This window comes from Variovorax sp. M-6 (assembly GCF_052114385.1).
Taxonomy (GTDB): Bacteria; Pseudomonadota; Gammaproteobacteria; order Burkholderiales; family Burkholderiaceae_C; genus Variovorax.
Map to the genome: position 1 here is coordinate 60445 of NZ_JBFREQ010000013.1, position 17583 is coordinate 78027.

Below are 17583 nucleotides of genomic sequence, written 5' to 3' on the forward strand. Positions count from 1 at the left end.
CCCATGGCAGAGTCCCGGTCCCGGCCACTGTCGATGCAGGCGCTGCGCGCCGGCACCGACCTGCGCGAACCCTTCGAGCGCGTGGTCGACAGCGGGCTGCGCCTGAATGCCTTGTGCAGCGAGAGCGAGCTGCACCGCACCCTGATCGACGAGGCGGCGGAACTCAGCGGCGCGCAGCGCGTGCTGCTGGTGCTCGACACCGACGGCGGCCCGCGCGTCGCCGGTTCGATGCTGCCGCGGGGTGAGGATGCCGCCGGCCTGCTGGCCGCGATCGAGCCCTGGCTCGGCGAAACCCGCCGTACGCGCACCGCGAGCCTGCGCCATGGGCCCGAAGGCGCGGCCCCCGCGCTCCAGCGCTCGTGCCTGATCGCCCCGCTGGTCGCCCAGCGCCAGCTGTTCGGCCACCTCTACGCCGACATCGAGGGCCCGGCCGGTCGTTTCCACGAGCCGGACCGCGGCCTGCTGGCCCTGCTGGCGAGCGAGGCCGCCGTGGCGCTGGCCCACATCCGCGCCCGCGAGCGCCTGGAATGCCGGTTGGCCGAGCGTTCGGCCGAGCTCGCGCAACGCGCCGGCGAACTGGCCTTCATCAACAGCATCCAGCAAGGCATGGCGGCCGGTCTGGAGTTCCAGGCCATCGTCACCATGGTCGGCGACAAGCTGCGCGAAGTGTTCGATTCCGGCGACGTGAACATCCTGTGGTGGGACGACAAGACCAATCTCATCCAGGCGCTGTACCGCTACGAGCACAACCTGCCGCTGCCCCTGCCGCCGGCGCGGCCCTTGAAGCCGGACGAACCGGCGCATCGACTGCTCCACACGCGCCAGGTCGGCGTGGCGAACACGCGCGAGGAGCAGACCCTGGCCGGCCTCAAGCCGGCACCGGGCACCGACTGGGCGCTCTCGATGGTCGCCGTCCCCATCATCGGCAGCGACCGCGCCCTGGGGATCATCGGGCTGCAGAACCACGAACGCGAATACGCCTTCGGCAGCAACGAGATCCAGCTCCTCGAGACGGTGGCCGCGAGCATGGGCGTGGCGCTCGAGAACGCGCGCCTGTTCGACGAGACCCAGGAGACCCTGGCGCACCAGACCGCGGCGGCCGAGGTGCTGAAGGTCATCAGCGGCTCGCCGACCGACGTGCAGCCGGTGCTCGACACGGTGGCCGAGCGCGCCGGCCTGTTGTGCCGGGCCGAAGGCAGCCGGGTCTGGCTGGCGGTCGGTGACAGACTGCGTGCGATGACGAACTATGGGCCGGCGTACGGCGGCGACGCCGCCGGCCTGGAGCTGCCGCTGCGCGCCAGCTCGATCGCCGGCCGCGCGTTCCTGGAGCACCGTTGCGTGCATGTCGAAGACGTCGTGCCGCTGCTCGCCACCGAGTATCCGGACGTGCGCGAGCTGCAGGCACGCAATGGCTTTCGCACGGTGCTGGCCGTGCCGATGCTGCGCGATGGCCGCTCGGTGGGCGTGATCTCCCTGCTGCGCAACCAGGTGCGGCCTTTCGCGCCGGCCGAGATCGGGCTGGTGCAGACCTTCGCCGACCAGGCGGTGATCGCCATCGAGAACGCGCGTCTGTTCAACGAGACCCGGGAGGCGCTGGACCAGCAGACCGCCATCGCCGAGATCCTGCGCGCCATCAGCAGTTCGCCGACCGAGACCCAGCCGGTCTTCGATGCCATCGTGCAGGCCTGCCGGCGTCTGTTCGACGGCCGTGCGGTCGCGTTCTGCATGCCGCGCGGCGGCATGGTGGAGACCGTGGCCTTTGCCGACGACGGCACCCGCGGCACGCGCGAAGGAGGCTTCCTGAAGCCCTGGCCGCTGGATCGCGGCAGCGCGGCGGGTGCCAGCCTGCTCGACGCGCGCGTCGTCAACGTGGCGGACACCCAGATCGCCGTCAACGAGTTCCCGCGCATGAAGGACCTGTCGCTGGCGCTGGGCTACCGGTCGGGCCTTTTCATCCCGCTGATGAAGGAGGGACGCGCGATCGGCACGATCGCCATCCTCCGGGCGACGCCCGGCGCCTTCAGCGACCAGGAGGCGAAACTCGCCGGAACCTTCGCCGACCAGGCGGTGATCGCCATCGAGAACGTGCGCCTGTTCAACGAAACCAGGGAGGCGCTGGAGCGCCAGACCGCGACCGCCGAGGTGCTGCAGGTCATCAGCGGCTCCATGGAGAACGCCCAGCCCGTGTTCGACAAGATCCTGGAAAGCTGCCAGCGCCTGTTCTCCGGTGCCCAGATGGGCATCTCGCTGATCGGGTACGACGGCCAGGTGCACCTGGGCGCGCACCGCGGCTCGGCCCGCGAAGCACTCGAGAAGTACTATCCGCGGCCGATCGACCACACGCCCATCGGGCTGGCCATGGGCGGCCCCGACATCGTCCACATTCCCGATGCGCTGGCCGAGCCGCACCTGCCCCAGTTCATGCGCGAGGTGGCCGAAAAGGTCGGCACCTACGCGATCATGGTCGCCCCGCTGATGTGGGAGGGCCGCAACATCGGCTCGATTCATGTGACCCGCCAGCCGCCGGGCCCGTTCGCCGAGAAGGAAATCAAGCTGCTGAAGACCTTCGCCGACCAGGCCGTGGTCGCCATCCAGAATGCCGCGTTGTTCAAGCAGGCGCAGGAGGCGCGTGCCGCGGCCGAGGCCGCCAACGCCGCGAAGAGCGCGTTCCTGGCGACGATGAGCCACGAGATCCGCACGCCCATGAACGCGGTGATCGGCATGAGCGGCCTGCTGCTCGACACGCCGCTCGACACCGAGCAGCAGGACTACGTGGCGACCATCCGCGATTCGGGCGACGCACTGCTGACCATCATCAACGACATCCTCGACTACTCGAAGATCGAGGCCGGGCGCATGGACATCGAGTCGCATCCGTTCGACCTGCGCGACTGCGTGGAGACGGCGCTCGACCTGGTCAGCACGCGAGCCACCGAGAAAGACCTCGACACGGCCTACGTGTTCGAGGGCGACGTGCCGGCCGCCGTCACGGGCGACCTCACGCGGCTGCGGCAGGTCCTGCTGAACCTGCTGAGCAACGCGGTGAAGTTCACCGAGACCGGCGAGGTGGTGCTGACCGTCAGCGCCGAGGCCGCGTCCGCCGGCAAGGTGACGCTGACCTTCGCCGTGCGGGACACCGGCATCGGCCTGTCGCCGGAAGGCATGGGCCGGCTGTTCCAGTCGTTCTCCCAGGCCGACTCGAGCACCACCCGCAAGTACGGCGGCACCGGCCTCGGCCTGGCGATCAGCAAGCGGCTGGCCGAGCTGATGGGCGGGCGCATGTGGGCCGAGAGCGACGGCGTGGGCAGCGGCTCGACTTTCTTCTTCACCATCGAGGTGCCGACCGTGCAACTGCCGCCAAGCCGGCGCCGCGACTTCATCGGCGCGCAGGCCGAACTGCAGGGAAAGCGCCTGCTGATCGTCGACGACAACGCCACCAACCGGCGCGTGCTCTCGCTGCAGACCGGCAAGTGGGGCATGGATCTGCGCGCCACCGAATCGCCGCTCGAGGCCTTGCGCTGGCTCGAACAAGGCGAGCGCTTCGATCTCGCGATCCTCGACATGCACATGCCCGAGATGGACGGCATCGACCTGGCGCGGCGTGTCCGCGCGAGCCGCGCGGGCCTGCCGCTGGTGTTGTTCAGCTCGGTGGGCCGGCGCGAGGCGGGCGATGCCGAATCGCTCTTCAATGCGTACCTGGCCAAGCCGATCCGCCAGTCGCACCTGTTCGACACGCTGGTCAGCCTGCTCGCGCCCGGCGCGGCCGCCAGGCCCGCGGCCGGCGACCCGGTCAAGCCGCAGATCGACCCGTCGATGGCCGCACGCCACCCGCTGCGCATCCTGCTGGCCGAAGACAACGCAGTGAACCAGAAGCTCGCGATGCGCCTGCTGCAGCAGATGGGCTACCGGGCAGACCTCGCCGCCAACGGCATCGAGGCGGTGGAATCGGTGCAGCGCCAGGCCTACGATGTGGTGCTGATGGATGTGCAGATGCCCGAACTCGACGGACTGGACGCGACGCGGCAGATCTGCACGCTGCTGCGGGCGGCGCAGCGTCCGCGCATCGTGGCGATGACGGCCAACGCCATGCAGGGCGACCGCGAAATGTGCATGGCCGCGGGCATGGACGACTACCTGACCAAACCGATCCGCATCGACCGGCTGGTCGAAGCGCTGAACAGCGTGCCGGGACGAAAGGACCGAACGACATGAACACCACCGACAAGCGCGGGGAGCCCATGAGCGATGCCGCCATCGACCGCGCGACCTTCGCCGAACTGCAGGAGACCGCGGGGGCCGACTTCGTGAAGGAGCTGGTGCAGACCTTCCTCGAAGAAGCGCCGGCGATGCTGAAGGAACTGCGCGACGCCTTCGTCGCCGGCAACGCCGACGCCTTCCGCCGCGCGGCGCATTCGCTCAAGTCGAACAGCCTCACCTTCGGCGCGCTCGCGCTGGGCGCCATGGCGCGCGAGCAGGAGCTCGGCGGCCTCGAGGCGGCGCGGGGATCGAATGCGCTCGATGCGCTGGCGGCGGAATACGCGCGGGTGGCTGCGGCCCTGGAGGAACTGAGCCATGACTGACTTTCGCCATGCGCCGGCCCGGCTGCTGGTAGCGGACGACAACAAGGTCAACCGCCTGCTCATGGCGCGCAGCCTCGAACTGCAGGGCCACAGCGTCCAGTGCGCCGAGAACGGACGCGTCGCCCTCGAACTGCTGCGGCGCGACGCCTACGACCTGCTGCTGCTCGACATGGAAATGCCGGAGATGGACGGCTTCCAGGTGCTGGAGCAACTGACCGGCGATCCGCAACTGCGCGACCTGCCCGTGATCGTCACCTCGTCGCTCGAGGGCGTCGCCGACATCGTGCGCTGCATCGAACTCGGCGCCGAGGACTATCTGCACAAGCCAGTCAACGCGGTGCTGCTGAAGGCCCGCATCGGTGCCAGCCTCGAGAAGAAGCGCCTGCGCGACCAGCAAAAGGAACTGGTGCGCCGCTTCGCCACCTCCGAGGTCGTGCAGGACCTGGAGCAATCCGGCTTCGCGCTCGGCGGGCGGCATGTGCATGGCACCGTGATGTTCTCCGACATCCGGGGCTTCACCGCGCTGGTCGAGTCGCAGCCGCCCGAAGAAACGATCGAACTGCTGAACACCTACTACACGCTGATGTTCGACGCCATCAACGGCCACGGCGGCGTGGTGAACCAGATGGTCGGCGACGGCCTGATGGCCATCTTCGGCGCCCCGCTGCCGCTGCCCGACCACGGCGCGGCCGCGGTGCGCGCGGCACTCGACATGGTCGAGATGATCGACCTGCTGAACGTCGAGCGCACGGCGGCGGACAAGCCCGCGATCCGGATCGGCGTGGGCATCGCCACCGGCGACATGGTGGCGGGCTACACCGGCACGCAGCGGCGCGCGACCTACACCTGCATCGGCGACACCGTGAATCTCGCCGCGCGCCTGGAGGAGCACACCAAGCTGGCCAGGCGAACGATCCTGATCGATCCGGCGACCTGCATGGCGCTCGGCGGACGCATTCCGGTCGAGTCCCTCGGCACGGCGTCGATGCGGGGCAAGGCGGCACCGGTCGAGGTCTACGCCGTCACCGAGGCGGATCTGTCGAGGCCGACGGGCTGAGGCGCCGACCGGCGATGTCACAGGATGTGATCCGTGTCCACCAAGTCCGGAGGTCGAGCGTTCTGAGACACTAGGGCCCTTTCGCCCACCCTTCGGAGAGTTCCTTGACCTTCACTGGCCCTGCATTTGTCAAATGGGCGCTTCCAGCGGCCCTGGCGGCCGCTGCCCTCTCGATTGCCGCCGCGGCGCATGCCGAGGTCAATGTGTCCGTCGGCGTCGGCGGCCCGGTCTACTACGAGCCGGCGCCGGTCTACGCGCCCCCGCCGCCGGTCTACTATCAGCCTGCGCCGCCTGTGTACTACCAGCCTGCGCCTCCGGTGTACTACCAGCAGCCGCCCGCCTATTACCGTCCGGCACCGTCCTATTACGGCCCGCCGCCAGTCGCCTATGGGCCGGGTTACCGGCAAGGCCCCCCTCCCGCAGCGCGGCCAAGGATGAACGACATGCAGAACCGCGCGATGGACAACTGCGCCCTGCTGGCGCCGCGTGAGCAGCCGAGGTGCCGCGCCACGGTGATGTCGACCGTCCGGTAGGCACGACGCCGCGATTCCGCGCACCCACGGCGCAACTGCGAGGCTCAGGCCAGCCTGTTGCGCAAGCGCAGCATTCCGAGCCCGAGCAGCACGAAGGCCGTGCCCGAGATGCGATGGAACAGCCGCACGCGGCGGACGTCGGCGAAGCCTTGCTTCATGGTCCGCGCCACCAGCACGTAGAACGCATGCGACAGCATGGTGAAGGCCGCGAATGTGGCCGTCAGCACGAAGAACTGCTCGGCCACCGGCGCGCCAGGTGTCAGGAATTGCGGGAAGAGCGCCGAGAAGAACAGAATGCTCTTCGGATTGGTCAAGGCCACCGTCAGGCCATGGCCGAACAGCCTGAGCGGCGCCGGCGCCCCGGCCTCCCCGGCGGATCGACGCGTGTCGGCGAAGGCATTGGCGCCACTGCGCCACTGCCTGACACCGAGATAGACGAGATAGGCCGCCCCGGCCAGCTTGAGGACCATGAAGGCCGTGGCCGAACTGCTCAGCAGCACGCCGAGGCCGGCCATCGCGATGGCGGACACCAGGAACACGCCCGCCGCATTGCCGAGCGACCCCCACATGGCCCGGCGCGGCCCCACCGACACTGAATTGGAGACCGCCAGCAACACGGCCGGACCCGGCGTGAAAGCCATGAAAAGCGACACACCGCAAAAGACGAGCCAGTTGGACCAGGTCACGATCACTCCTTGCAACGCCGCCAACGCGGCGGCGCAATCAGCCCGCCATTGTGTTCAGGATCGGCAACCCGCGCTGATCGAGGGCCATGCCTGGCGAGGGGCAGGCCCTCAGAGCTTCTCCTTCACGAATCCCGCCGCGTTCTCGTCCGCGCCGGGCTTGCCTTCGTCCGAATGGGGGTTGGTCGGATCGGTGTCCGTGGGAAATTCCGGCTCGACCGGAAGTTGCGCAGGATCGTCCTCGGAAGGGACTTTGGGGGTCGTCATGGGCTTGGCTCCTTTGGCAGCAAGGTAGTCTCATTTTGAGCCGCTGGCCGCCGGAAAAGTGGCTGGCCTGCCGAAGCGCCATCGGCACCTGCCGGATCGGCAGGGAACCGGCCGGAACGCGACATCCTTGGCGCTTCTGTCTGACAGGCATCGCCGGGACACTGGTCGGCATCGACACCGGAGGCATGCCATGCAAACCCGCCGCTACCCGACCACCATGTACCTGAGCGCCGCGGAGATGATCCGGCTGGTCCAGCGCAAGGGACTGAGCGCCTGCATTGCCGGCGTGGCCGATCGCATCGAGCGCGAGTTCCTGCGCTGGAACGCGTTCGACAAGGTCGCCCGCGTCGCCTGCCATTCCGATCTGGGCGTGATCGAGCTGATGCCGATCGCCGATGCCGCCCGCTTCGCCTTCAAGTATGTCAACGGCCATCCGGGCAACCATCGCCACGGCCTGCCCACAGTGATGGCTTTCGGCGTCCTGGCCGACGTGGACACCGGTGCTCCCCGACTGCTCTCCGAACTGACGCTGACGACCGCCATTCGCACGGCCGCCATGTCGGCGCTGGCCGCGCGCAGACTGGCACGCCCGGGCAGCCTGCGCATGGCGCTGATCGGCAATGGCGCGCAGAGCGAATTCCAGGCGCTGGCGTTCCGCGATCTCGTGGGCATCCGCGAGCTGGCGCTCTTCGACACCGATGCGGCCGCCAGCGCCAAGCTGGCCGCGAACCTGCGCGGCCGGGGTCTGGAGGTCCACCTCTGCGTCGGCACCGCCGAAGCGGCGCGCGGTGCCGACATCGTCACGACAGCGACCGCCGACAAGACCCGCGCCGCCATCCTCACGCCACCGATGATCGAACCCGGCATGCACATCAATGCCATCGGCGGCGATTGCCCGGGCAAGACCGAACTGCACCAGGGCGTGCTCGAGGGGGCATCGGTGTTCGTCGAGTTCGAACCGCAGTCGCGCATCGAGGGCGAGATCCAGCAGATGCCCGCGGACTTTCCGGTCACCGAGATCTGGCAGGTGCTCGCGGGCCACCGGCCCGGTCGCGTCGATGCTTCCCAGGTCACCGTGTTCGACTCGGTGGGCTTCGCGCTCGAGGATTTCGCCGCACTCGCCTTCATGGCCGACACCGCGGCCGAACTGGGTCTCGGCGAGATCATCGAGCTGGTTCCCCAGGCCACCGATCCGAAGGACCTGTTTGGCTTGCTGCAGGAAAAGCGGCAGCCTCGCGCGCACCAAAGGTGCGCTGCCGGATCCGAGCCTGCATCATTGACGGTCGTCGATCTCCGGCCGCGGCCGGTCGACCGCTCACTCGAAACCGGCATTGCCGCAGGGGCCCCTGGCCTTTTGGCCGATGATCAGCGCCGCCCTCGATGAGCTAGCATGCACTACCACGCGAAAGTCGAAGAACGGCATGACGAAGTTCTGCAGTTCCTGCCACACGCCCAACCGGGACGCGGCCAAATACTGCCGGGGTTGCAGTGGCAGGTTCTCGGGCCACGATTCGCCTGAAGTGACTTTCGACAGCACGCTGCGCGATCCAATCGCGCAGCTGCATGCAGCGCCCGACCGGGCGGCGCCCGCGAAAGCGGCTGAGCGCCCACCGCCCGTCCGCCCCCCGCCGCGCACCGGCTCGATCGGCGCACCCGCGCGCCTCGATGTATCCGTTTTTCTGCTGCTGGCCGTGCTGCTGGCGATGGGCGGCATCTTCGTGCTCTGGCATTCGAGCCGCCTCGCGGGTCACAGTCCGCCATCGCGCCCCCCCACTTCCCTGCGGGTGGAGGCGGCTGTCCCGCCCCTCCAACTCGCAATCGCTCCGAAGCCGGACATGCCGGCCCCGACCCTGGAACCGGTCGTGCCGGCTTCGACGCCGGAGCCGGTCTTGCCAGCCCCGCAAGAGAACGAAGTCGTGCCGCCGACGGCGCCGAACGAGCCGGCGCCGCCTCCTCCGTCCGGCCTGGCGGCAAGCCCGTCCGAGCGCTCACCGGCGGCAACTCGCCACTGGGCGGCCCCCGCCCCTGCCCCCGCCCACGCCTCGGGCAAGGCGTCCGAGGCCACGAGGGACGTGGGCCCGACCAGAGCGCGCGCCCGCGCGCCCGCGCAGCGACCCATCGCTGTCCCTGCTCCGCCGCTTGCCGTGCCTGTATCAGCACCGGCTGCGAGCGTGCGCATGGCCAATGTCGACCCCGCTCAGCCTGCGCCCAAGCCCGGCGCGGCAGCCAGCGCCGACAACGCCCGGTCGAACGGTCCTCCGGGGTGCGACCGCTACAACCCTTATGGCGAAGCCATTTGCCTGAACACCGCGACGAGCCGGGGGACGCAGTCGGCCCAGGTCCCGCCGACCGGCTCGCCATCAGTGGCGGGCGTCGTGGCTCTCTCGAAGCCTTCGCCGGCCAGGACCGCGTTCACCATGGCTGCTGATGCAGGTGGAAGCGGCGCTGGTGGTGGCGGCGGTGGTGGTGCCGGTGGTGGTGGTTCCGGTGGTGGCGCTGGCGCTGGTGGTAGTGGCGCTGGTGCTGGTGCTGGTGCTGGTGCTGGTGCTGGTGCTGGTGGTGGTGGCGCTGGCGCTGGTGCTGGTGCTGGTGCCGGTGCTGGTGCTGGTGCTGGTGCCGGTGCTGGCTCAGGCGGCGGCGGTCCCGGCGGTGGCCCCGGTGGCGGCGGCGGTCCCGGTGGTCCCGGTGGTGGCCCCGGTGGCGGTGGCGGTCCCGGCGGTGCCGGCGGTGGCCCCGGTGGCGGTGGTGCCGGTGGTGCCGGCGGTGGCTCAGGTGGTGGCGGTGGTCCTGGCGGCGCCGGCGGTGGCCCCGGCGGCGGTTCAGGCCGATGAGCGCGCCGCGCGTCAACGCGGCCAGAAGGAGGTCAACATGTCTACCGACAGTGCAATTGCCGTCTGGCCCGAGAGGGCTTCGCAGGCGGACGCGTATGTGCAGGTGGGGGATGTCGTCAGCCTGATGCTCAATCGCAGGGATGAAGCGTTCGGCACCTGCGAGTTCTGTCAGACCGTGAACCATGGCGGTGCCTTGCGCTGCCGCACCTGCGGCGGCACCCTGACATCGAGCCACGAGGAAGAAGACGCCGCCGCCCCGGTCGGTCGGCCCGAAGCGGCCGCCCCTGGCGAACACCGCGATGTGTCCGAAGCGCGCGCGCTGTGCAGCGCACTCATGCTGGTGCTGGTGCCCTCGCTGCTGCTGTTCACGGCCTTCGCTTCATGGCATCAGATCCGCACCGCGGCGAAGCTGCAGCGGACGAGCGCCACCCTCACGCTGCAAGGACCTCAGAACGCGTGGACCCAGCCACCGAGCGGGCTCGCCGCGCACGATCGCCACACGAGGGAGCGCGCAGCGTCGAGCCATTCGCAGCTCCAGCCGATCGCCCATGAATCCAGCGAACCGGCAGCCGAGGCGACGCTCCCGGCGACATCGAAATCACCTGCGAGCCGCCCGAAGGCGATCGCCCCGACCGCCGGAAGTCGCGGCGAGCGCGATCCCCTGGCGGCCTGCAGCGGGCGTCATTTCATCGCGCGTGCCGTGTGCGTCAACAGCCAGTGCGCAGAGCCCAGGATGGGACAGCTGCCGCAGTGCAAGGAGGCATTGAGGCAGCGACGAATCGATGAATCTCGCCGCAATCCGACGCTGATGGGATGACCACGCCTGGCCCGGGCCTCACCGCGCCTTGACCAGCGCCGCATCGGCGCCTGGGCGAGCTTGCAGTTCAGTCCGGCTCCAGCCCGAGGTAGGCGCGACGCAGCTCGGGCCGCGCCATCAATTCGTCGGGCCGGCCAAGGGCCACGATGCGGCCCTCCTCGAGCACCGCGGCGCGCTCGGCGACCTCGAGCGCCATGCTCACGTTCTGCTCGACCAGCAGCACCGCGATGCCGTCCGCATGGATGCGCCGGATGGCGTCGAACATGTCGAGCACGATGCTCGGCGCCAGGCCCAGCGACGGTTCGTCGAGCAGCAGCAGGCGCGGCCTCGCCATCAGCGCGCGGCCGATGGCCACCATCTGCTGCTGACCGCCGGAGAGCGCACCGGCCGGCTGCGACAGCTTCTCGACCAGCGCCGGAAACAGCGTGCACACGCGTTCCAGCGAGCGGGCCCGCTCGACCCGCGCCGCGCGCAGGTAGCTGCCGAGCTCGAGGTTCTCGCGCACGGTCATCTCGGTGAAGAGGCGCCGACCCTCGGGCACCAGCGCGATGCCCTGGCCGCAGAAGCGGTGCGGCGCCAGCCTGGAGATGTCCTGGCCGTCGAACACCAGCCGCCCCGCGCTCACGCGATGCAGGCCGGCGATGGCGTTGATCAGCGTGCTCTTTCCGGCGCTGTTGGGGCCGACGACGCAGACAAGCTCGCCTTTCCCGATCGAGAGCGACACGTCCCAGAGTGCGGTTGCCTGTCCGTAGGCGACGCGGATCGCCTCCAAGTCAAGCATGGCTCAGCTCCGCGCGCGCGGCCGGCGCCGATGCCTGCGCGCCACCGGCGGGCGGCTCGTGCACGATCGCCTGGCCGAGATAGGCGGCGACCACTTCGGGACGCTGCATGACCTCCTGCGGCGCGCCTTCGGCCAGCACCTCGCCCCGATTGAAGATCACGACCCGGTCGCACAGCGCCATCACGGCGCGCATCACGTGCTCGACGAAGACGATGGTGGCGCCCTGGTCGCGGATGCGGCGGATCAGCGCCACCGCCTCATCGATTTCCGACGGCGTCAGGCCCGACAGCACCTCGTCGAGCATCAGCACCTGCGGCCGCGAAGCCAGCGCCCGCGCGAACTCGAGGAACTTGCGCTGGTGCAGATTGAGTTCGGCGGGCAGCGCCTGCGCCCGCTCGGTGAGCCCGGTGAAAGCCAGCCACTGCCAGGCCTCGGCCTCGGCGCTGCGGCGGTCGAGCGAGGCGGCGCCGAACATCGCGGGCAGCGCCACGTTCTCGAGCACCGTGAGGTGGGCGAAGGGCCTCGGGATCTGGTAGGTGCGCGCGATGCCGCCCTGCGCGATGCGGTGCGCCGGAATGCCCGAGATGCGCCGGCCGTCGAACTCGATCAGTCCGGCCGTCACCGCGTAGTGGCCGCTCGCGACGTTGATGAAGGTCGACTTGCCGGAGCCGTTGGGTCCGAGCAGCCCGAGGATCTCGCCGCGCCGCAGTTCGAGATCGACGCCGCGCAGCGCCTGCACGCCCTTGAAGGACTTGCGCACGCCCCGGGCCCGCAACAGCACCGCGCCGGCCTCGGCCGCGGGCCCCACCGGCGGGACGGCCGCTCGCGCAGCGGCGGCGGCGACCGCCGGCGGCGCGCGCACGACGGCGCCGCGGCGTGTGTTCCACCATTTCAGCGCCTGGCCGAGCAGGCCTTCGGGCATGAAGAGGATCACCACGATCAGCACCAGGCCGGTCAGGCCCTTGCCCACGATCGCGGTGTCGCCGCCGGTGAAGGCATACAGCAGCAGCGTGATCGCGGTGGCGCCGACGATCGGCCCGGCCCAGTGGCGCGTGCCGCCCAACACCGCCATCAGCACCACGGTCAGCGGCAGCGCAATCGTGAAGGTGTCGCCGGTGGTCACGTACGAGATGAACAACGCATGCACGCCGCCGACCACGCCCGCCAGGCCGCAGGACAGGGCGAAGGCGCCGAGCTTGTAGCGGAAGGTGGGCACCCCCATCACCTCGGCCACGTCCTCGTCGTCGTGGATCGCGAACAGGCCGGTGCCGAAGCGCGAGTGGTACACCGCCAGCGCGGCCACCACGGTGACCAAGGCGACGGCCAGTGCCAGCAGATAGAAGGTGCCCGAGGGCGAGGGCCCGATCGCGGGCACCGGCACCGCGCTCATGTAGACGCCCGGGCCGCCGTCGATCGGCGTGTTGAGGATGATGGTCGCGACCACGAAGGTGGCGGCCAGGGTCAGCAGCGAGAACAGCTCGGCCCGCACCGCCTGGACACGGAAGGCCACCGCGCCGAGCACCGCTCCGAACAGCGCGGCCATCGCGCCGGCGGCCGGCAGCGTCCACAGGAAGGGCACATCCAGGCGGGTCGCCAGCGTGGCGGTGGTGTACATGCCGATGCCGAAAAAGGCGCCGTGGCCGAAGGAAAAGTAGCCCGAGTAGCCCGACAGGAGGTTCCAAGACGTGGCGAGCGCGATCCAGTGCAGCACCAGGTACAGGATCGACTCGTAGAAGGCCGGCAGCCCGAGCCACGGCACCACGGCCAGGCCCGCGCCGGCGGCCAGGAGCACGAGCAGCGAGCGCCTCATCGGAGAGCCTCCGGTATTCGCCTTGGGAGCGGCCCGGCGGCTCATTCGGCAACCTCCGCGCATCGCGCTACGGTATTCGCCTTGGGAGCGGCCCGGCGGCTTATTGGGATACCTTCGCGCAGCAGCGCTTCGGTATTCGCCTTGGGAGCGGCCCGGCGGCTCATGCCACCCTCCCCGGCCGCGCCAGCAGCACCAGCATCAGCAGCGAGAAGGACACCAGCGGCGCCCAGGAAGGCGCGGTGATCGCCATGGTAAGGGCCTCGGTCACGCCGATGATGCAGCCCGCGATCAGCGGCCCGAGCGGCCGGCCCAGACCACCCAGCATCACCGCCGCGAAGACCACGCCGATCCAGGCGTAGATCTGCGAGGGCGACAGCGTGTAGGCCAGCGCGATGCACATGCCGGCGACGCCGGCCAGCGCGGCATTGAGACCGGAGAGCATCAGCGCCAGCGCGTTCTGGTTGACGCCGAAGGCGGCGGCGATCGGCGCATCCTCGGCCGCGGCGCGCATCGCCTTGCCGAGGTCGGTGCGACGCAGCGCCACCCATACCGCCAGCGAGATGCCGACCCCCAGGCCCAGCGTGATGAGCTCGGGTACCGGCAGGAACAGCGGCCCGAGGCGCAGCTTGTGCTCCGCGTAGCTCGACTCCAGCTTGCGGTAGTCGGCGGTCCAGATCCATTGCAGCAGCGCCTCGATGATCACGGTGACGCCGAAGGTCACCAGCAGCGAATTGAACGAACTCACGCGAAAGCGCGTCAGCACCCAGTGAAGGGCCGCGCCCAGCGCGAAGAACAGCGGCACGATGAAGACCAGCGTGAGCAGCGGGTCGACCCCGCGATGGCTCGACAGTTCGTAGGTCAGGTAGGCGCCGAGGAAGGCCAGCGCGAAATGCGCCAAGTTGATCTGCCGCAGCATGCCCCACGAGAGACTCAGCCCGAGGCCGAGCAGGCCGTAGAGCGCACCGGTGAACAGCCCCGCGAGGATCGCCTGGGCCAGGAGCGTGGCGCTCGGCAGCGTCATCCAGGGCCTGTTCGCACGCCCTAGGCGCCGCGGGTCTGCAGCTTGGCGCCGGGCGCCGCCCAGTCGGCGGGCCAGACCGTGACCCACTTGCCGTTCTGCACCTGCTTGACGCGGCTCAGGTCGGCACCGAAGTTGCCGCGCTCGTTGAAGCGCAGCTTGCCCTGGATGGTGTCGACCTGGTTGGCGCGCAGCCAGGCGGCCATCGCCTTGTCGTCCAGGCCCTTGGTGGCGATCACCGCGGCCTCGATGATCTGCCAGGCCGTGAACGAGGCCGCGGCCTGCGTCTCGACCGCGGTGTCGGGCATGTTGGCGCTCGCGGCCCGCTCGCGGTAGACCTTGACGAACTCGGCCGCCACGGGATTGTTGGTGAAGGGCGGATGGTCCTCGAAGATCGTCATCGACAACGCGCCGTTGGCCTCGGGCGCCTTCAGCATCGGCGCCGGCGCGGGCACGTGATAGAAGTGGTGCAGCGGCGCATAGTCGATCTTCTTCATCGCGTCGAGCAGCTGGTTGCCCTCCAGGCCGATCGCGCCGGTCCAGATGAAGTCCGGGTTCGCCTCCTTCACCCGGCCCGCGATCGGGCCGAAGTCGCGGTTGCCGAAGTCCCACTCCAGGAACAGCACCTCCTTGAGGCCGCGCTGCCTGGCGACCTCGCGCGCGCCGAGCGCCACGAAATGCACCGACGGGAACTTGCTGGTCACCACCGCGATGGTCTTGGGCGGCGCGGCCGATGCGGCCAGCGCGGTCAGCACCAGCGCCGGAAGCGTTTTCTCGGGGTCCGGCCCGATCGACCAGGCCGGAAACTGCTGGTCGTACTTGGCCAGGTTCGGGATGCCGAAGGTGTGGTGGACCAGGGTCTTGTTGTAGCGCTGGGCGACGCCCATCGCCGACAGGATGTTGCCGGTCGCGTAGGGCCCGATCAGCAGGTCGACCTTGTCGGAGGTCACGAGCTGCTCGTAGAGCGTTCGGGCCAGGTCGGGCTTGGACTGGTCGTCCTTCAGCACCCACTCCACCGGCCGGCCCAGCAGGCCGCCTCGCTTGTTCAACGAGTCGACGTAGATCTCGCCGGTGAGCTTGTGCACCATGCCGGTGGACGACAGCGGGCCGGTCAGCGCCAGCGTGCCGCCGACGCGGATCGGCGTGCCGCCGGGCTGCGCGCCGGCCCCGGAACTCCACAGCGTGCTGGCGCCGAGGGCGCCGGCGGCTGCCACGAAGGAACGACGGTCCATGTTCATGCTCTGTCTCCTGTGATGGTTCCGGGAAGCGGCGGGCGCGCGGCCGGTCAGTCGCCGTCGACGACGGGGTTCGAAAGCAGGCCGATGCCCTCGATCTCGACCTCGCAGACATCGCCCGCCTTCATGAAGATCGGCGGCTTGCGCGCGAAGCCCACGCCGGCCGGCGTGCCGGCGATGATGATGTCGCCCGGCTGCAGCGCGAAGGGCTCCGAGCACACCGACACCAGCGTGGCGACGTCGAAGATCATGTCGCGCGTGTTGGCCTCCTGCAGCACCTGGCCGTTGAGGCGGGTCTGCAGCTTCAGGCCCGTGGCGCCGGCGGGCAGTTCGTCGGCCGTGACCAGCTCGGGGCCGAAGGCGCCCGAGCGGTCGAAGTTCTTGCCCATCATCCACTGGGCCGACTTGAACTGGTAGTCGCGGATCGACCCGTCGTTGAAGAGCGAGTAGCCGGCCACGTGTTCCAGCGCCTTCGTCTTGTCGATGTAGCGGCCGGCCTTGCCGATCACGACCACCAGCTCGCCTTCGTAGTCGAACTGGGTCGACACGTGCGGGCGCACCAGCGGCTGGCGATGCCCGACCCACGACGAGGGGAAGCGATGGAACAGCACCGGGTACTTGGGCGGCTCGAAATTGCCCTCGGCCGCATGGTCCACGTAGTTGAGGCCGACCGCGATGGCCTTCGAGGGCTCCTGCAGCGGCGGCAGCCAGTCGATGCCGGACAGCGGCAGCCGCGAGCGCGCCGAGGCGCCGGCGCGTCTCGCCGCGGCCAATCCCTCGGGCCCGGCGCGCAACAGCGCGTCGATCGTGGCGGGCAGGCCTTCGGCCGTGAGGTCGACGATCTCCTGGGCCAGACGCAGGCCGATGGCCGCCCGGCCCTTGCTTTGAAATGCGACGAGACGCATGGGAACGACCTCTCAGATGAAGAAAAGGGAAAGGGAGAGCCACGCCCTGCGCGCGGTCATCCGTTCTGGATCTCGAAGTTGGTGACGAAGTCCTCGGGCACGGCGGGGCCCCAGGCATAGAAGGAATCCTCGGGCGGGTGGTCGCCGGCACGCCAATCGAAATCGCCCGGCACGAAGTCGATGTCGAAGGAGTACTCGGCGTAGCTGCCCCAGGGGTCGCGCACGTAGTAGAAGTAGTTCGAGCCCAGCACGTGGCGGCCGACGCCCCAGCCGCGCGAATAGCCGGCGGCGAACATCTGCTCCATGCCGCGCCCGACCTCGTCGATGCTGGCCACGTCCCAGCTCAGGTGGTGCAGGCCCGGCCCCGGCGACTTCGCCATCGCGATCAGGTGATGGTCGCTGCCGTGCACGCCGTGCATGAAGACCACGAGATCGGCCGAGCGGTCGGTCAGCCTCAGGCCCAGCGCATCCTCGTAGAAGCGGATGGCGCGCGACACATCCGGCGAGAACAGCAGCACGTGCGACAGCCGGCGCGGATGAACCTTCGGAATCCGCGAGCGGGCCAGCGAGGCGCCGGTGCCCGGCGGCACGGGCGGCTCCAACGGCTTCTCGGCGGGCAGGTCCGGCGTGCTCTTGGCGGCCACCGCGATCTGGACCGGAAAGCCATCCGGATGCTGCACCCAGAGCCCTTCGGCGTCGCCCAGCGGGTGCGGCGCCGAGCGCGCCACGCCCAGCCGCTCGATGCGCGCCGCGATGGCATCGAAATCCTCGGGGAAGCAGCCGAAGCGCAGGTACTGGAGCTTCTTGGGCCCCGGCGCGGCGTACAGCGAGCCCCAGGCGTGCGGATGCCCGGACGTGCAGAGATCGAGTCGCTCGCCGACGCGCTTCGTCTCGAGGCCGAAGGCATCGTAGAAGCGTGCCGCTTCATCGAGGTCGGGCACCGTGAAGACGAAGCCATCGAGGGAATGCACGCCGTGGACGTCGGCGCGATGCGGATCCTTGCGGGTGCGGAACTCGATGGCCATGGATGTGTCTCCGAGGACTGTTCGTGGTTCTGAGAAAAGAA

Annotated in this window: 14 protein-coding genes; 6 read left to right on the top strand and 8 right to left on the bottom strand. The window is 69.6% G+C overall.

Annotation, left to right across the window (positions count from 1 at the left end; translation table 11 throughout):
• Nucleotides 1-3 precede the first annotated feature (3 nt).
• The 4 genes from AB4Z46_RS16470 (at nt 4) to AB4Z46_RS16485 (ending at nt 6170) form a co-directional block, all read left to right on the top strand.
• Entirely contained in the window at nt 4-4212 is a 4209-nt protein-coding gene (locus AB4Z46_RS16470; RefSeq protein WP_442284588.1) for a GAF domain-containing protein, read from the top strand.
• Nucleotides 4209-4580, top strand: coding sequence for an Hpt domain-containing protein (locus AB4Z46_RS16475; RefSeq protein WP_442284589.1), 372 nt, complete (start codon nt 4209-4211; stop codon nt 4578-4580). Before AB4Z46_RS16470 ends, AB4Z46_RS16475 begins: the two co-directional genes overlap by 4 nt.
• Nucleotides 4573-5637 carry an adenylate/guanylate cyclase domain-containing protein gene (locus AB4Z46_RS16480; protein WP_442284590.1) on the top strand — a complete coding sequence of 355 codons (1065 nt, stop codon included), beginning with the start codon at nt 4573-4575 and terminating at the stop codon, nt 5635-5637. The genes AB4Z46_RS16475 and AB4Z46_RS16480 overlap by 8 nt, the downstream gene beginning before the upstream one ends.
• Before the next feature lie 104 nt (nt 5638-5741).
• The gene (locus AB4Z46_RS16485; RefSeq protein WP_442284591.1) at nt 5742-6170 is read left to right on the top strand and encodes a hypothetical protein; all 429 of its coding nucleotides are present in this window, start codon (nt 5742-5744) and stop codon (nt 6168-6170) included.
• A gap of 44 nt (nt 6171-6214) precedes the next feature.
• Here AB4Z46_RS16485 and AB4Z46_RS16490 read toward each other — a convergent pair whose 3' ends face one another.
• Nucleotides 6215-6856, bottom strand: a complete 642-nt coding sequence (locus AB4Z46_RS16490; RefSeq protein WP_442284592.1) for a LysE family translocator — start codon at nt 6854-6856, stop codon at nt 6215-6217.
• Between the two features lie 108 nt (nt 6857-6964).
• Nucleotides 6965-7120, bottom strand: a complete 156-nt coding sequence (locus tag AB4Z46_RS16495; protein WP_442284593.1) for a hypothetical protein — start codon at nt 7118-7120, stop codon at nt 6965-6967.
• A gap of 190 nt (nt 7121-7310) precedes the next feature.
• Here AB4Z46_RS16495 and AB4Z46_RS16500 point away from each other — a divergent pair, with 190 nt between their 5' ends.
• Together AB4Z46_RS16500 and AB4Z46_RS16505 are read left to right on the top strand one after the other, a co-directional pair.
• Nucleotides 7311-8504 (top strand): ornithine cyclodeaminase, encoded by a 1194-nt coding sequence (locus tag AB4Z46_RS16500; RefSeq protein ID WP_442284594.1) that lies wholly within the window; start codon nt 7311-7313, stop codon nt 8502-8504.
• Between the two features lie 1043 nt (nt 8505-9547).
• Nucleotides 9548-10768 (top strand): hypothetical protein, encoded by a 1221-nt coding sequence (locus tag AB4Z46_RS16505; protein ID WP_442284595.1) that lies wholly within the window; start codon nt 9548-9550, stop codon nt 10766-10768.
• Between the two features lie 67 nt (nt 10769-10835).
• Here the strand turns inward: AB4Z46_RS16505 and AB4Z46_RS16510 are convergent, their stop codons facing one another.
• The 6 genes from AB4Z46_RS16510 to AB4Z46_RS16535 form a co-directional block, all read right to left on the bottom strand.
• Nucleotides 10836-11549 carry an ABC transporter ATP-binding protein gene (locus tag AB4Z46_RS16510; protein WP_442284596.1) on the bottom strand — a complete coding sequence of 238 codons (714 nt, stop codon included), beginning with the start codon at nt 11547-11549 and terminating at the stop codon, nt 10836-10838.
• Nucleotides 11542-13359, bottom strand: coding sequence for a branched-chain amino acid ABC transporter ATP-binding protein/permease (locus AB4Z46_RS16515; RefSeq protein WP_442284597.1), 1818 nt, complete (start codon nt 13357-13359; stop codon nt 11542-11544). The genes AB4Z46_RS16510 and AB4Z46_RS16515 overlap by 8 nt, the downstream gene beginning before the upstream one ends.
• 160 nt (nt 13360-13519) lie before the next feature.
• Entirely contained in the window at nt 13520-14380 is an 861-nt protein-coding gene (locus AB4Z46_RS16520) for a branched-chain amino acid ABC transporter permease (protein WP_442284598.1), read from the bottom strand.
• A 20-nt stretch (nt 14381-14400) separates the two neighbouring features.
• Nucleotides 14401-15615 carry an amino acid ABC transporter substrate-binding protein gene (locus tag AB4Z46_RS16525; RefSeq protein WP_442284599.1) on the bottom strand — a complete coding sequence of 405 codons (1215 nt, stop codon included), beginning with the start codon at nt 15613-15615 and terminating at the stop codon, nt 14401-14403.
• Nucleotides 15616-15662: 47 nt separating this feature from the next.
• Entirely contained in the window at nt 15663-16517 is an 855-nt protein-coding gene (locus tag AB4Z46_RS16530) for a fumarylacetoacetate hydrolase family protein (RefSeq protein WP_442284600.1), read from the bottom strand.
• Nucleotides 16518-16573: 56 nt separating this feature from the next.
• A complete protein-coding gene (locus tag AB4Z46_RS16535; RefSeq protein ID WP_442284601.1) occupies nt 16574-17542 on the bottom strand; it encodes a VOC family protein in 969 nt (322 codons plus the stop codon).
• Nucleotides 17543-17583 lie beyond the last annotated feature (41 nt).

Excerpts from the sequence above, each read along its gene's own strand:
- AB4Z46_RS16525 (WP_442284599.1), bottom strand. The coding sequence starts at position 15,615 with ATGAACATGGACCGTCGTTCCTTCGTGGCAGCCGCCGGCGCCCTCGGC.
- AB4Z46_RS16500 (WP_442284594.1), top strand. The coding sequence starts at position 7,311 with ATGCAAACCCGCCGCTACCCGACCACCATGTACCTGAGCGCCGCGGAG.
- AB4Z46_RS16480 (WP_442284590.1), top strand. The coding sequence starts at position 4,573 with ATGACTGACTTTCGCCATGCGCCGGCCCGGCTGCTGGTAGCGGACGAC.
- AB4Z46_RS16505 (WP_442284595.1), top strand. The coding sequence starts at position 9,548 with ATGCAGGTGGAAGCGGCGCTGGTGGTGGCGGCGGTGGTGGTGCCGGTG.
- AB4Z46_RS16520 (WP_442284598.1), bottom strand. The coding sequence starts at position 14,380 with ATGACGCTGCCGAGCGCCACGCTCCTGGCCCAGGCGATCCTCGCGGGG.
- AB4Z46_RS16535 (WP_442284601.1), bottom strand. The coding sequence starts at position 17,542 with ATGGCCATCGAGTTCCGCACCCGCAAGGATCCGCATCGCGCCGACGTC.
- AB4Z46_RS16475 (WP_442284589.1), top strand. The coding sequence starts at position 4,209 with ATGAACACCACCGACAAGCGCGGGGAGCCCATGAGCGATGCCGCCATC.
- AB4Z46_RS16470 (WP_442284588.1), top strand. The coding sequence starts at position 4 with ATGGCAGAGTCCCGGTCCCGGCCACTGTCGATGCAGGCGCTGCGCGCC.
- AB4Z46_RS16530 (WP_442284600.1), bottom strand. The coding sequence starts at position 16,517 with ATGCGTCTCGTCGCATTTCAAAGCAAGGGCCGGGCGGCCATCGGCCTG.
- AB4Z46_RS16515 (WP_442284597.1), bottom strand. The coding sequence starts at position 13,359 with ATGAGGCGCTCGCTGCTCGTGCTCCTGGCCGCCGGCGCGGGCCTGGCC.
- AB4Z46_RS16510 (WP_442284596.1), bottom strand. The coding sequence starts at position 11,549 with ATGCTTGACTTGGAGGCGATCCGCGTCGCCTACGGACAGGCAACCGCA.
- AB4Z46_RS16495 (WP_442284593.1), bottom strand. The coding sequence starts at position 7,120 with ATGACGACCCCCAAAGTCCCTTCCGAGGACGATCCTGCGCAACTTCCG.